The sequence below is a fragment of the Hymenobacter sp. BT188 genome (genome assembly GCF_014333585.1).
Classification (GTDB): domain Bacteria; phylum Bacteroidota; class Bacteroidia; order Cytophagales; family Hymenobacteraceae; genus Hymenobacter.
This window is the reverse complement of sequence record NZ_JACSCW010000007.1, coordinates 162,352-176,294: the sequence shown is the minus strand read 5'-3', so window position 1 is coordinate 176,294 and position 13,943 is coordinate 162,352. Positions and strand designations below refer to the sequence as shown.

Annotated in this window: 12 protein-coding genes; 1 reads left to right on the top strand and 11 read right to left on the bottom strand. The window is 59.7% G+C overall.

The genetic code is table 11. The features are described from left to right. From uxuA to H8B13_RS21050, 9 genes are all read right to left on the bottom strand, one after another. Nucleotides 1-608: mannonate dehydratase (gene uxuA / locus H8B13_RS18755; RefSeq protein WP_187312349.1), on the bottom strand; the 608-nt coding region annotated here is incomplete at its 3' end. 80 nt (nucleotides 609-688) lie between these two features. Continuing rightward, nucleotides 689-1,567, bottom strand: coding sequence for an SDR family oxidoreductase (locus H8B13_RS18750; RefSeq protein ID WP_187312348.1), 879 nt, complete (start codon nucleotides 1,565-1,567; stop codon nucleotides 689-691). Between the two features lie 13 nt (nucleotides 1,568-1,580). Beyond that, on the bottom strand, nucleotides 1,581-1,802 hold the full coding sequence (locus H8B13_RS21055; protein WP_222841481.1) for a fibronectin type III-like domain-contianing protein: 222 nt from the start codon (nucleotides 1,800-1,802) through the stop codon (nucleotides 1,581-1,583). Beyond that, nucleotides 1,803-3,827, bottom strand: a complete 2,025-nt coding sequence (locus tag H8B13_RS18745) for a glycoside hydrolase family 3 N-terminal domain-containing protein (RefSeq protein WP_222841480.1) — start codon at nucleotides 3,825-3,827, stop codon at nucleotides 1,803-1,805. Nucleotides 3,828-4,050: 223 nt separating this feature from the next. After that, on the bottom strand, nucleotides 4,051-5,127 hold the full coding sequence (locus H8B13_RS18740; protein ID WP_187312347.1) for an endo-1,4-beta-xylanase: 1,077 nt from the start codon (nucleotides 5,125-5,127) through the stop codon (nucleotides 4,051-4,053). A gap of 44 nt (nucleotides 5,128-5,171) precedes the next feature. Continuing rightward, nucleotides 5,172-6,038 carry a sialate O-acetylesterase gene (locus H8B13_RS18735; RefSeq protein WP_187312346.1) on the bottom strand — a complete coding sequence of 289 codons (867 nt, stop codon included), beginning with the start codon at nucleotides 6,036-6,038 and terminating at the stop codon, nucleotides 5,172-5,174. Beyond that, on the bottom strand, nucleotides 6,035-7,585 hold the full coding sequence (locus H8B13_RS18730) for an agarase (RefSeq protein ID WP_187312345.1): 1,551 nt from the start codon (nucleotides 7,583-7,585) through the stop codon (nucleotides 6,035-6,037). Before H8B13_RS18730 ends, H8B13_RS18735 begins: the two co-directional genes overlap by 4 nt. A gap of 3 nt (nucleotides 7,586-7,588) precedes the next feature. Continuing rightward, nucleotides 7,589-9,457 (bottom strand): glycoside hydrolase family 2 protein, encoded by a 1,869-nt coding sequence (locus H8B13_RS18725; RefSeq protein ID WP_222841479.1) that lies wholly within the window; start codon nucleotides 9,455-9,457, stop codon nucleotides 7,589-7,591. A 628-nt stretch (nucleotides 9,458-10,085) separates the two neighbouring features. Beyond that, entirely contained in the window at nucleotides 10,086-10,226 is a 141-nt protein-coding gene (locus tag H8B13_RS21050) for a hypothetical protein (RefSeq protein ID WP_222841478.1), read from the bottom strand. Here H8B13_RS21050 and H8B13_RS18720 point away from each other — a divergent pair. Then, nucleotides 10,203-11,018 carry a substrate-binding domain-containing protein gene (locus H8B13_RS18720; RefSeq protein WP_222841477.1) on the top strand — a complete coding sequence of 272 codons (816 nt, stop codon included), beginning with the start codon at nucleotides 10,203-10,205 and terminating at the stop codon, nucleotides 11,016-11,018. The two genes, H8B13_RS21050 and H8B13_RS18720, sit on opposite strands and share 24 nt — an antisense overlap. A gap of 75 nt (nucleotides 11,019-11,093) precedes the next feature. On the opposite strand, the gene H8B13_RS18715 is transcribed toward H8B13_RS18720, so the two are convergent. Together H8B13_RS18715 and H8B13_RS18710 are read right to left on the bottom strand one after the other, a co-directional pair. After that, nucleotides 11,094-11,249: a hypothetical protein gene (locus H8B13_RS18715; RefSeq protein ID WP_187312344.1), complete on the bottom strand. Its 156-nt coding sequence runs from the start codon at nucleotides 11,247-11,249 to the stop codon at nucleotides 11,094-11,096. 146 nt (nucleotides 11,250-11,395) lie between these two features. Further along, nucleotides 11,396-13,858, bottom strand: a complete 2,463-nt coding sequence (locus tag H8B13_RS18710; RefSeq protein ID WP_315985163.1) for a glycoside hydrolase family 2 TIM barrel-domain containing protein — start codon at nucleotides 13,856-13,858, stop codon at nucleotides 11,396-11,398. Nucleotides 13,859-13,943: the final 85 nt, after the last annotated feature.

The window sequence follows — 13,943 nt, the reverse complement described above, 5'->3', positions numbered from 1 at the left end:
TGGTAGGCATCCAGCGCCTGTTGAAACTGGGCGAGCGTAAAGCTTTCCTCGCTGCCGGGCAGGCCGGCAATAATGTTGCGTTGTAATTGCTCCCGCTCCGCGTCGCTCATGCCCGCTAAGCGCGCCTCGGCTCTGGCCAACTCTTCCGCCGTGTATTCCTCGGGGGCGCCGCGCCGCTGCAGCAGCAGGGCATCGAAGGCTACGAAGGCATCTTGCTCGAAGCGTAAGGCTTTGGAGCCGTCTGCTACTTCATAGGCCAGATCCGTGCGCGTCCAGTCCAGCACGGGCATGAAGTTGTAGGTGACGGTACGGATACCACAGGCTGCCAGGTTGCGCAGGCTCTGCTGATAGTTGGCAAGGTAGCGGGCGAAGGGGCGGGTGCGGGTTTTGATCTGCTCGTGCACGGGCACGCTTTCGACCACGCTCCACGTCAGACCGGCCGCGGCTACGTCGGCCTGCCGCTGCTGAATGTCGGCTACGGGCCATACTTCGCCGTTGGGAATGTAGTGCAGGGCCGACACGACGTCGGTCGCACCGGCCTGACGGATATCGGCGAGGCTGACAGGGTCATTGGGGCCGTACCAGCGCCAGCTTTGAATAATAGGCATAAGGAAGTAAATACTAGTAGGAGGTCATGATTCGGCTCCGTCTCTGCATGACCTTCTTTAAAAACAGGATTAATGACCAATTATACGCCGCTGTAGGCATTGAAGCCACCATCTACCATGATGGTTTCGCCGCTCACGAAGCGCGAAGCATCACTTAGTAAGTAGATGAGTGTGCCGGTCAGCTCCTCGGGGACACCGAAGCGCTGATAGGGCGTGTGGGCGATGAATTTGCGGGCCCGGTCTGTATGATTCCCGTCAGCGTCGACTAACAAGGAACGGTTTTGCTCGGTCAGGAAGACGCCGGGGGCAATGGCGTTCATGCGCAGGGCGCCGCCGTAGCGCAGGCCCAGTTCCACGGCCATCCACTGCGTGTAGGCTTCCACGGCTTTCTTGGCCATGGTATAGCCCAGCACCCGGGTTAAAGGGCGTTGGGCAGTAATGGACGAAATATTCACGATGGAGCCTTTGCCTTTTTCGGCCATCACGCGGCCAAAGATGGTGGTGGGAATGACGGTGCCGAACAGGTTCAGGTCCACCGCCTGGCGGGTTTGCTCCATGCTCAGAGCAAACAAATCCTGGTCGGGGCCGATGGTGGCGCCGGGCATATTGCCCCCCGCCGCATTTACTAATCCATCGATGGCGCCCCATTTGGCCAGAATCCCGTCACAGGCGGCCTGCATTTTTTCCTGGTCCAGCACATCCGTCAAGACGGCTATTGCTTCGCCGCCGCTAGCCTGAATCGCCGCCACCCGCGCCGCCGCCCGGGTGGCATCGCGACCGAGGATGGCTACTTTGGCGCCGGCTTCGGCTACGGCCAGCGACATGGCTTCGCCCAGCACGCCCGTGGCCCCGGTGATGACCACGACTTTGCCGTGTAAGGAAAACTGATCAAGCGCGGACTTCGGGCGAGGCGTGGAATCGGCGGTTCCATCCGGCTGCACGGGACTAGTAGAAAGCATATAGAGAGGTCGTTTAGGGTAGTAGGGTTAGTTTGCTTTCCAGTCGAATATCGTCGGAGGCAGAGCCAATCATGAGCTGAAACTCGCCGGGCTCGGCGGTCCATTCCAGCTTCTGGTTGTAGAAGGCAAGCTTGTCTTTATCGATCGTAAACGTCACGGTCTGGGTTTCGCCGGGCTTGAGGCGGAGCTTCTTGAAATCCTTCAGCTTCTTCAGCGGCCGCGCTACCGAGGCCACCTAATCGCGCAGGTACAGCTGCACTACTTCCTCGCCGGCGCGCTGACCCGTATTGGTTACCGTCAGCTGCACCTGTACTGTTTGGCCCGCGCTCATGGTTGGCTGGCTGATTTTCAGGCCCTCGTACGTAAAGGTGGTATAGCTCAGCCCGTGGCCAAAAGCGTAGCGCGGCGTACTAGGCGCGTCGATGTAGGCCGATTTATAGCGAATGTCGCCGGGCTTGGTGACGGGCCGGCCGGTGCTGTATTGCTGGTAGCTGATGGGAATTTGCCCCCCAGATAACGGAAACGTAGCCGGCAGCTTGCCCGATGGATTGTAGTCGCCATACAACACATTAGCCAGCGCCGTGCCGCCCTCCGAACCGGGCCACCAGCCGTACAAAATAGCATCAGCCTGATCGGCAATGGCGTTGAAAATAAGCGGCCGCCCCGCCATGATAATTACCACGATAGGCTTGCCGGTAGCTTTCAAAGCCTGAAACAACTCTTCCTGCACGCCGGGCAAATGGATGTCGGTGCGCGACTTGGCCTCGCCGCTCATGTCCCAGGTTTCGCCCACGGTCAGCACGACTACGTCGGCGGCCTGGGCGGTTTCTACGGCTTGGGCGAAGCCGGCGCGGGAGTCGCCCTGCACCTCGCAGCCTTTGGTGTAGAGCACCTGGGGGGTACTTTTGCCGCCGCGCTTGGTCAGGCCGTCATACACAGAGGTGATTTGGGTGGTGTCGGCCAGCACAACCCAGCTGCCGGCCAGGTCGCGCTTGGCTTTGGCCAGCGGGCCAATGAGGGCAATTTTGCGCCGCGAGGTTAGCGGCAACGTGTTCTGCTCGTTCTTCAGCAGCACGATGGACTTCTGCGCCATCTGCCGAGCGGCCATGCGGTGCTGCGGGTCGCTGAGGACTTTTTTCTCCCGCTTCGCATCCGAAAACTTATAGGGATCCTCGAACAGGCCCAACTCAAACTTCTTGCGCAGAATGCGGCGCACAGCGTCATCCACGAGCCGTACATCGGCTTTGCCATTTTTGACGAGCTGGGCCAACGAAGACGAGTAGGCGTCGCTTTCCATGTCCATGTCGCTGCCGGCGGTGATGGCTTTCTGGGCGGCGTCGGCTTTATCCAATGCATAGCCCCAGGCCACCATTTCCTTGATGGAGCCCCAGTCGCTTACCACGAAGCCGGGGTATTGCCACTGGCCTTTCAGGATGTCGCGCTGTAAATAGCTGTTGCCAGTGGTCGGAATGCCGTTCAGGGTGTTGAAGGAAATCATAAACGTGGCCATGCCCGCGTCGGCGGCCGCTTTGAAGGGCGGCAGGTACACTTCCCAGAGCTGCTGCTCGCTCATGTCGACCACGTTGTAGTCGCGGCCGGCCAGGGCGGCTCCGTAGGCCGCAAAGTGCTTGGCGCAGCCCATAATAGCATCGGTGCCACCCAGCGTTGAGCCCTGAAAACCCAGTACGCGGGCCTTGGCAATCTGGGAGCCGAGGTAGGTGTCTTCGCCGGCGCCTTCCATCACGCGGCCCCAGCGCGGGTCGCGGCCCACGTCTACCATCGGCGCAAACGTCCAGTGAATACCCGAAGCCGCCGCTTCCCGGGCCGCCACGTGCGCCGATTCGCGAATGGCCGCCAGGTCCCAGGAAGCCGCTTCCCCCAAGGGAATTGGGAAAACGGTCTGGTAGCCGTGAATCACGTCGAGGCTAAAGAGCAGCGGAATCTTCAGCCGTGACTTCAGGGCTTCGGCTTGAATGGCGCGCGTGGCGGCCACGCCTTTCACGTTCGGCATGGAGCCCACCTGCCCGCTGCGGATGCTGTTGAGCAAATCGGTTTTGCGGTTGCTGGCCGGGCCCGTCAGCTCGCGGCCCGAATACTGGTTGAGCTGGCCCACTTTCTCCGCCAACGTCATCTGAGCCAGCAACTCGCTGACGCGCTGCTCAATCGAAGCCGCCGTGGGGGGCTTTTTCTGGGCCAGAACGCTGGGGCTGGAAGCTAGCAGCAACCCCAAGAGCAGGTAGGTAGGCAGTGGTAAGCGCATGCAGGTAGAGTTAAAAGTCGCCGTGGAAAGGCGAGAACGAATGATAATATGTTCACTGGCGGCCCCGGGCCACAGCTCTTCCATCCGTATCGGCCCATTTCACCCACCAAGGCGGCCGACGCGTGCATCACTGAAAAGCTGCTTTCCCATTCCCCAATGGGGCCCGCGGCCGCCAAGTGAACATAGAAGCACGAACATCTCTCAAGTCCGCACTAGTACTCGATTAGTGTAAAGCCTCCACCATGCCGTCGTAAGCGGGCTTGCGTTGGTAATTTTCGTCGAAGGGCAGGGGCCAATCGGGGCAGCTGCAGTAGCCGCGCACCCACGTGTCGGCGTCACCTACGTTCCAGGTGGTAATACCATAGCGCTGGGCGGCGGGCAGGGCTTTGAAGGCCTGCACCACCGCTTTGTATTTGTCTTTCTGGGCCGCGGCCAGCGCCGGAGTGAAAGTAGCCGTTGCCACTCCATCGCGGTTCATGGCAATGTCCAGCTCCGCCAGGTGCACTGTCAAGCCCGTTTGGGCCGCCGTCTGGATGGCGTTGGCCAGATTCGCATTGGCAATATTGCTGCTCGTGTGCATTTGCAGGCCAATGCCGTGAATCGGGATACCGCGGCTCTTCAGGTTATTTACTAGGTCCAGAATAGCCGTGCGCTTGGTGAGGTTATACTCGTGGCCATAGTCATTATAGAAAAGCAAGGCGGCGGGGTCGGCTTGATGCGCGTACTCGAAGGCCCGTGCGATGTAGTCGACGCCGAGCTTTTGCCGCCAGATGCTGTTGCGCAACTGCCCGTCATCTTCAAACGCTTCATTCACCACATCCCACGCTGCCACTTTGCCTTTAAAGTGCGCTACCACCGTCTGAATGTGGGTTTTCATCAGGTTTTCCCACGCCGCCGTGTTGCCTGGGTAATTAGTCACCCAGTTGGGCAATGACTTATACCAAATGAGCGTGTGGCCGTGCACGCGGGCGTTATGCTGCTGCGCAAACTCGACCAAATAGTCCGCATCAGTCCAGGTGTAAACCGCCTCGCTGGGGTGCAAGGCGCCGAATTTCATGGCGTTTTCGGCCGTCACGCTGTTGTATTCGGTCTTTACGACGCTGGAGTAAGCGGCCCGCGTTTTCAGCAGATTGATGTTCACGGCCGCCCCCATCGGGAAGGGTGCGGCTTGCCGCAGCGTGGTGCTGGGGGGCGTTTTTGGGGACGTAGGCGCTGGGGTAGGCGTCGCGTCGCCGGATTCTTTTTTGCCGCACTGCATTAGCAGCAACAGGCACAAGACAAGGACAGGCAACGGCTTCATAAACGGGTAAGTAAGTGGTGAGCGAAGCGGGGCTGGGTGAAGCGTCAGGAGCGTTTGGGGCGTTTGATCTTGGCTTGCAGCCTGCGCATAGCCCGAGCGTAGCGCTGGCCCATGAGCCGCGCTGAAGCAGCAGCCAGGTGGATGTGGTCCCCGGTGTCGTGGGTACCCTCGGCGCGGATATAGGCGTAGTGCGGTACCGTGCGGGCCAGGGAAGCTACTGCCTGATTCAGGCTTCCCGCCGCTGCATTGGTGGTTTTGCGGCCGAGGCTATCGGTTTTCTCCAGCTGAAAGGCGGGCAACTGGCCGGCCACAAAAGGCACAGTGGGAGCCTGCAGATCCTGACGCAGCCGCGCAATTAGCTCGGTCAGGTTTTGGGCATACGCCTGGCTGCCGGCCGGATTGCTGTCTGATTCACCCTGGTGCCAGAGGATACCGGCTAGGGTGCCATGCTGCATCGCTGCTTTGGCCCGCGCCAGGGCATCGTCGTAGGGATAGGTGTTGGTGGCGGGGTAAAATACGCCCGGCTGCCAGACCGCAAGGGCCGAGCCACCGACCGCGCACGGAATCAACCCAACGGTGATACCTGCCGCCTGCGCAACCAACGTTTTGCCAAAGCTCAGCCCCGGCCCCACGCCGGCTACTGGCTTATCAAAATGCACCGGGTCTTTGGCCACTTCCCATTGCCCAGCCTGGTTCAGGCGCAGCACCCGCGGGTCGGGCACCGTATCCTGGGCTGCCACCCCGCCGCGCCCGGCCATATTCGACTGCCCAATGAGCAGGTACAGCCGGAACTGCTCCTTGCACGCCGGCGGCGCTACCACCTCGCGCAGCCGCGGCCGCAGATTCTGCGCCCCGGCGGAGCTAGTTAGGAGGAGCGCAAGGCTCAGCAGCATGGCAGCGGCATGCTTCATAGCTGGGGCTGGCGTTTGTCGAAGAAGTCAGCTAGGGTGTACATCTGTTGGTTTAGCTCGCGCATCTTATCCAGCAGCGGTTGGTAGGGCTCCAGGTAGTTGTTCACGATGCCCTTGTTGGCGTTCGTGTTCGAAGGCTCCGCGCCCACCAGGGTGGGGGCATTGTCCTGGTACTTAAACCAGTGCCAGCCCACGCAATTCTTCGATTCCAGCAAGCCCAGCGTGAAATTCTGGTAAAAAAGCCCCCGGTCTTCCTGGGTCTTTACCACCCAGCCCGCGCCAGCGGTGTTGGCCGACTCGGGGGCGTCTTCGCCCTTCACGTACCACTCCGTCACCATAAAAGGCTTGCCGGCTACCTGCTCCCACTCGGCCACCCACTTCTTCTCGGGCGTCCAGTTGTTGTAGTAGTTGACGCTCACGGCATCGAGGTAGTTGCCCGCCACGCGCATCAGCTCGGGGTAGTAGCGCTGGGCGCCGTGGAAGCGGCAGCCCAGGTACAGGTGGTTGGGGTCGTTCTTTTTCAGGGCCTTGGCCACGATGGAAAAGTAATGCTCGGCCGCGTAGGCCAGGAAATCCTGGCGGTGCTGGTCGGTGACGGTGGCTAAGGTGATGCCGCGCTCGTCGGCCCACTTTTTGGCGGCCACGTAGCCGGGCTCGGTGGGGGGCAACGTGAGGTAACCGTCGAGGTTTTTGCGCAGCAGCGGCATCTCGTTGTCGGAGAAATAGCCGAAGAGGTTCTGGTCGTTCTTGTTCTGGGCCAGCTGCTTGGTGGCTTCCTCCACAAACGCCTCGAAGCCCGGATCAAACACGAAAATCACGTCGTTGGGGTAGCCTTTGTGGCCGGGCTGCACGTAGGTGCCGCCGCGCTTGCTCCCGTAGCTGCTCATCAAATCCAGGTTGACGGTGTAGGCCAGCGGCTTATCAGCCTTCCCGTTTTCGGCCTGAATCCCCTTGGTGGCCGACCAGGCGCCCGTGCCGGTAAAGCCGTTCGCCAACAGAAACTGGCGGGTCGCGGCCATCCAGTCAGCGTTATCCTTATACTTCTCCTGCAAGGCCTTTTGCGTGCGCGCCGAGCGGCCTGGCTGCACGTCGTTCGGCGCGTTGTGCAGGAAGTAGTAGCCCTCCGGGTCGATGGTCCACCAACGCCCATCGATTTTCTGCACATGGAAAAAGCCCGTGGCCTTGGTGCGCTTGTCGAGCCGCCCACCGTATTTGCTCAGCTTGACGGTCGCCGGCTTGAAGTCTTGGAGCTGGGCAATGGTGCGCGTAGGGTAATTCTTGTATTCGGAGAAACCCGCTTTGCCATCAATGGCGGAGTTGTTGATGGTCTTTTTAGCCGCTACGCGCAAGGTGTACTCGGCGCTGTCGCGGTTCTGAGCCTGAGCTACAGTAGTAACGCCGAGCAGCAACAGAAACGCCCCCACCAGGCGAACGTCAGGCAGCGCGGTGCGCCGCAGCTCGCGGGCTGACGCTGGATTCCTACCCTTACTACCGCTGGCGCGCTGCGGCGCGCGGCGCTGCCTGACGGTCTGGTTTCTCGTTTTCATGCGCTATTTGCCGTCGTATTTCTGGGCCAGCTGCCGGTAGTATTCCTGGAGCACGTAGAAGGCTTTTTTCTTCACGCCGGTGCTCGAAATCAGGCCTTTGCGGTTGAAGCCGTTCTGGTAGACGGGGTGCTGGCGGCGGGTGGCGCGGAAGTCGGCCAGAATCCAGGGCGTCAAGCCGCGCAGGCCGGAAATGCCCCCCAGCATCTTAATCTGGTTCACGTAGAGTGCCTCCTGGTATTCCTCACTCCAACGGGTGTTGGCGTCGCCGTGGTAGCCGGCCAGGGCATCGCCGCCAAATTCGCTGATGATCACCGGCTTCTTGTACTTGATGTCGAAGCTGTACTTGGTAATTTCGCTGGGCTTGCCGCCCCAGTACCAGCCGGCGTACTCGTTGATGCTGGTCAGGTCGAGGAATTCGCCCAGCGGGTCGTCCACGTGAATCACGTTGTCGGGGGTGCGGTGCAGCTCCAGGGCGGCCGAAATCATGCGCGTATCATCCAGGCTGCGCGCTTTCTTCGCCAGATTGCTCATGAACTTCAGGCGCGGCTCACCCAGGGGCGTTTCGTTGCCCACCGACCAGATCACAATGCTCGCGCGGTTTTTACCCACGCTGATCAAATCCGAGAGCTGGGTTTCGGCGTTCTGGTAAGTCGCGGGGTTTTCCCAGGCAATGGTCCAGTACACGGGCACTTCGGCCCACACCAGCAGGCCCATGTCGTCGGCCAGCTTGAGCATGGTTTCGTTGTGCGGGTAGTGGGCCAGGCGCACGAAGTTGCAGCCCAGCTCCTTGGCCCAGGTCAGCATCATGCGCAAGTCGCCTTCGCCGCGGGCCCGGCCCGGAATCAGCGGGTTTTCATCGTGCATGGAAATGCCGCGCATAAAGATGGGCTTGCCATTCAGCAGAATATCCTGGCCCCGCGTCTGAATGGTGCGAAAGCCAATCTTATCCTGAATGGCGTCGCCACTCGCGCTTAAGGCTACGGTATAAAGCTTGGGCGTTTGGGGCGACCAGAGCGTGAGCTTGCGGGCTGGTACGCTGAACGTGGCGCGCCCTTCGGCGTCGGTTTTCATGGTCTGCTTGATGCCCGCTTCCGCAATATTGAGGCTTACCTTTTGGCCGGCCTTGCCTTCGCCGCTGAGCTGCACATAGCCGCTGAGCATCTTGGCGTCGTCCTTGGCCAGCTGCACTTTGTAGTCGACGATGTAGGTGTCCGGGGTTTCGGCGATGAACACGTCGCGGGTGATGCCGCCGTAGTTCCACCAGTCCGTGTTGATGGTCGGTACATCCTCGGGGCGGCGGGTGTTGTCGGCCTTCACTACCACAAAATTGCCCCCCGAGGGGCTAAGCTGGCTGGTGATGTCGTACTGAATGGGGGTGAAGCCGCCCTTGTGCATGCCCAGCTTCTTGCCATTCAGGTAAATGTGCGACTCGTAGTTGATGGCGCCGAAATACAGGAAGTAGCGCTTACCGGCTTTGGGCGTCAGGTCAAAGCTTTTCTTAAACCAGATGGTGCCTTCGTAGTAGAGCAGCTCCGGCCGCTGGGAGTTCCAGTCGCCGGGAATCTGCATGGCCTGCGACTTATCGAAGTCGTACTCAATCAGCTCCTCTTCCTGGGTGCTGCTGGGTTTTTGGTTGTCATAATAGCCACCCTTGCCCGACTTCGACTGATCGAAAGCCTCGCGGCGGTAGTCATAAAAACCGTTTTCGTACGGATCAATAATGTAGTTCCAAGATCCGTTCAGGCTCAGTACCCGGCGCTGGGGGGCATTTTGGAGCAACGCCGACTGCGCTTGTGCTAGCTGGCTGTTGAATGCGCTAAGCAGCAGAAGAATAGCAGCCAGCAGCGTCTTCATCAGGTTTCGTGACATCATGGGAAGAGAAGAAAGGCTGGGGAAGCGGGAAAGAAAGTACTTGCCAGGAACGCCAGGCGGTCAGCTCCCCTCCTCCGCGGAGGAGGGGAGCTGACCGCCTGGCTGACTGTTATTGGCTGGTTAGTTATAACCCGTGTTCTGGGTCATGATAGGATTGGTCTGGATTTCCTAAATCGGCAGCGGGAACAGCAGCTCAGAAGGCTGAATCTGGACGATGGGGTTGGTGGCGCTGTTATTAATTTAACTTGTACTTTGCATGCTTCGCCTTACCAAGTACAGCAGGTTTGCCCTTCAAATCACAGAGCGAACCCGTGTTTATCTACGTAAACGTTTACATTGATTCATCACCCGACCAGCGCTTGATAGCAGGTAAGTAGTACGAGGGCAGCTCGATAGGAAATTCTAAGAGTACTAGTGCAAGGGGCGCTTCGGCAGGGCATTGGATTAGGCTTCGGCCTTACTTAAAATGCGTTAGCTTAACTCAGCTTATATCCTTGCCTTCATCCCCTACCCTTCCTGCTTTCAGCCTTACTTACTTACTTATCTTCATGAGTCAAGTAAACTTGAAACGGCTGGCCCAGGAGCTAAACTTATCTATTGCTACAGTTTCGCGCGCGCTCCAGGATAGCTACGAGGTATCACCCAAACCAAAGAGCGGGTCAAGGCGCTGGCGGTTGAGCTCACCTACCGGCCCAACGCCTACGCCAGTAGTCTGCGCCGTAACGTCAGCAAAACCATTGGCGTAGTGATTCCGGAGGTCGCCAACCATTTTTTCTCGCTGGCTATTAATGGCATAGAGGAAATGGCCCGCCATAGTGGCTACCACGTGCTCATCCATCTCACGCACGAAGACTACGAGCGGGAAGTGGCCATTACGCAGTACCTGACGGGGGGGCGGGTAGATGGTATTCTGATGTCGGTAGCCAGCGAAACCCAGGAGTTCGCGCATTTGCAGCAGCTCTACGCGCGCAAGCCCGCCCTGGTGTTCTTCGACCGGGTATGCGATGCCGTGGCTACGGCGAAGGTCACCACCAACGATTATAAAAGTGGCCATTTAGCGACCGAACACCTCATTGAAGCCGGTTGCGGCCACATTGCCCACATGTCGGTGTCGGGTAATTTGTCCATCGGCCGCATGCGGCTGCAGGGCTATCAGGCGGCACTTGCCGCCCACTCCCTGGCATTTGATGACACCTTGGTGCTGGATGGCGAGGCCGACGATGAGCAGAACACCCAGCTCATCATGGAGCTGCTGCGCCGCCGTCCCGAGGTAGATGGCATTTTCGCCGCCGCCGAGCGGTTGGCCATCAGCAGCTACCAGGCCTGCAAAAACATGGGCCGCTCGATTCTGGGGGAAGTCAAGATCATCGGCTTTTCCAACCTGGGCGTCGCCTCCCTGCTCGACCCGGCCCTCACCACGATTACGCAGCCGGCCTACGAGATTGGCAAGGAAGCCGCCAAGATCCTGCTGCGGGCCATTGAAAAGAAAAAAGCTATTCTGCCTAGCCAGAGCTTGAGGCTGAAGTCGGAGCTTTTTCAGCGCAAATCAACGGCTTGTTAGGATGGGGGGCTTTTTTGCGGAAGTTTTAGCCCCAGAAATGCGGATGTCCGCACCAGGGGAAAGCGCGAACGAGCGTTATTCCTGGCTCAGCTTCCGATTTACCTGGCCCTGGGCAGTTGTTATGGTCAGGATATATCCGTCCGCCGGAGCCGGCTGATGGCGGGGGCTTCCGCCGGCTCCGGCGCCCAATACCGGTGTGGGGGGCAAGTGCGAGAACGCGGTGTTTTTCATCCGTAGGACTGTACGTGGTGACCAGCTGCCCGAGTGCATGGTACCCCGGCACCTGCGTAGCGGCCGTCAAACGGGTTGGGATAGGTCTCAAACACGCCGGCTTGGTTGCCGCCCGAATTGCCCCCCAGCCAACCTCAACGGCTTGCTCATAGCGTCAGCAGCACGGTTGCCAGGCCCGGCGACTGAGCGGCTACGGCGGTCTGGCCGGCCTGGGCCTCCAGGCGAATGATGGCCCGCCCATTGTAGGCCTGCACTTTGCTGGAACCGCTGCTGGTGCCTAAGTCATCGTGGAGCTTGCCCGCGCCGGCCAGAGAGAAATGCACCCAGTTGGCGGCATCCAGACACTGCACGCCCTGGGCGTCGAATAGCTTGGCTTCGATGGTGGTTAGGCCCTTGGCGTCGCTTACTTTTTCCAAAGTCAGGCGGGTGGGCTTGCCCCATTTCCGGGTTTGGTAGCGGAAGCTGATTTCGTGCTGCACGGTTTGCTGGCCCTGGCGCGCCACGACGCGCACCTGGTTCTGGCCCGTTACAAACGGCACCGTCCAGTGCAGGCCGGCGGCGGGGAAATCCTGGCTGTTGCGGTTCTTCGTGCCGTAGCTTTTGCCGTTTACGAACAGTTCAGCCTGCGCACAGTTGGAGTACACTTTCACCATTTTCTGCTCGCCTTCGTCGCCCCAGCGCACGGGCCAGCTGTGGCCGTAAATGTGGACCATCGGCTGGGTGGTCCAGTACGACTGGAACACGTAGTAGGCCTCTTTTTTGGTGAAGTCGCGCTCTACTACGCCTTTCTGGTTCATGTAGGGCACGGGGTTGTCGGGGCGGACGGGCGTGGAGAAATCCTTGAAGGGCCAGTAGGCGGTGCCGCTGAGCCAGGGCATGGTTTCCTGCTCCTTCAGGTGCCAGTCCACGAGGTTGCAGAGGTAGGATTCGCTCCAGTCGCCGTCTTTCGAGACGCGGGCGCTGCCGCCGAACAGAGACGCGTCGCCGGCGCGCTCATCGGCCCGCTGGGCGCTGCTGATTTTGGCTAGGGCATTGTCGGGGGTTTCGGCGTGGCGGCCGGCGTGGCTGTCGCCGCCCCATTCCACGTGCAGAAAGCGCTTCACGCCTTCAAATTCTTTCTGGCTAACCTCCTTGTAGTCAGTGTAGACGCCGCGATACCAGCCGGCCCAGATGGAGGGCGAATACACGTCCACGATGTCTTTGCAGAAGTCGCAGCGACGGATGGCCGTGTAGCGGGCCGGGTCGAGCTGGTGGGAAAGCGCGTTCAGCTCCTTCATGTAGGTCCGAATCCTTTCCTTGTCGAACTCGGGAAAGTCGCCGGCCCAGTCGTTTTCGTTGCCCAATCCCCAGATGATGACGGACGGGTGGTTGTAGTGCTGCTGAATCATGTTGGTGAGCATGCGGCGGCCCTGCTCCTGGTAAATTCTGCCCCCCAGGCCACCCCGACACCACGGAATCTCCTCCCACACCACGATACCCAGACTGTCGCACTGCTGCAACACAAGGCGCGACTGCTGATAATGCCCCAGGCGAATAAAGTTGACGCCCATTTCCTTCATCATCCGCATTTCCTGCCGAATCAGGGGCTCGGTCATGGCGGCGGCTACGCCCGCGTGGTCTTCGTGGCGGTGGGTGCCGCGCAGCAGCAGGCGCTGGCCATTGAGCTTAAACGGCCCTTTTTCCACAAACTCAATGTGCCGAAACCCAACTTTCTCGGTTTGCACGAAGGTGTCGGCACCGGATTTTACGGTTACCTGCACCGTGTACAGCTGCGGCTTGTCCGGCGACCAGAGCAGCGGGTTTTTCAGCGGAAAGGTGTGCAACTCTTGCTCGCCCGCTTTCACTGGATAGCTCGCCTGATGCTTACCCACCTGCTTGCCTTTCGGGTCCAGCACACGCACTTGTACCTGGGTTTCGCCCCCTTGTGCCGGCTCTTGAAACGCGACTTTGATGTTCAATCTGCCTTGCTTGCCGGCCGCGTCAACTTCCACCTTGGCCATCACCCGCGCCAGCGAAATAACGGGTACGTGCACCAGATTCAGGTAGCGATAAAGCCCCCCATAGAGGTTGAAGTCCGATAAATCGGAAGGCATCATCTCCAGGTCGCGCGAGTTGTCGCAGCGAATGGAGAGGGGAACTTTGCCTTTGAATTGCTTGTGGAACGCTTCCGTTTTCTGGAAGTCGGCGACGGCCTGGGTGATATCGACCGTCCACTCGTCGTAGCCGCCCACGTGGTTGCCGACTCTGGTGGTGTGGATGTAGACTTCGGTTTTCTGGCCGGCGCCTTCAAAGTGGAGCAGGGTGCGGCCGTTGGCATACGGATTTTGTACCTCCAACTGCGTGCGGTACCAGCCGGGCCCCTGGTAGTAGTTCACGTCCGGATTGACCGCGTCGCGGGCGTTGAAACAGTGCGGCAGCGTTACTTTTTCCCACAGCGGCACGCTCTCCGGATTGCCGGCGCCCACGAGCCGCACGGCCTCCCACACGCCCCCCAAATCTTGTTTTACGAACTCCCAGTTGTCAGTCAGCCGGGTGCTTTGCTGGGCAGCAGCAGATTTGCCCCCCAGCAGGAAAATCAGAAGGAATACAGCGAGCTTGACAACTTTCACAGGCTAATGGTTAATGCGTATTCGTTTGGCTATCAGAACCTCCCAAAACTTCTTTTTCTCTGCGTCAGGATGACAGACGATTAGA

Coding starts and splice junctions, on each gene's coding strand:
- H8B13_RS18750 (WP_187312348.1), bottom strand. CDS start 1,567: ATGCTTTCTACTAGTCCCGTGCAGCCGGATGGAACCGCCGATTCCACG.
- H8B13_RS18745 (WP_222841480.1), bottom strand. CDS start 3,827: ATGCGCTTACCACTGCCTACCTACCTGCTCTTGGGGTTGCTGCTAGCT.
- H8B13_RS18740 (WP_187312347.1), bottom strand. CDS start 5,127: ATGAAGCCGTTGCCTGTCCTTGTCTTGTGCCTGTTGCTGCTAATGCAG.
- H8B13_RS18735 (WP_187312346.1), bottom strand. CDS start 6,038: ATGAAGCATGCCGCTGCCATGCTGCTGAGCCTTGCGCTCCTCCTAACT.
- H8B13_RS18730 (WP_187312345.1), bottom strand. CDS start 7,585: ATGAAAACGAGAAACCAGACCGTCAGGCAGCGCCGCGCGCCGCAGCGC.
- H8B13_RS18725 (WP_222841479.1), bottom strand. CDS start 9,457: ATGATGTCACGAAACCTGATGAAGACGCTGCTGGCTGCTATTCTTCTG.
- H8B13_RS21050 (WP_222841478.1), bottom strand. CDS start 10,226: ATGGTTGGCGACCTCCGGAATCACTACGCCAATGGTTTTGCTGACGTT.
- H8B13_RS18715 (WP_187312344.1), bottom strand. CDS start 11,249: ATGAAAAACACCGCGTTCTCGCACTTGCCCCCCACACCGGTATTGGGC.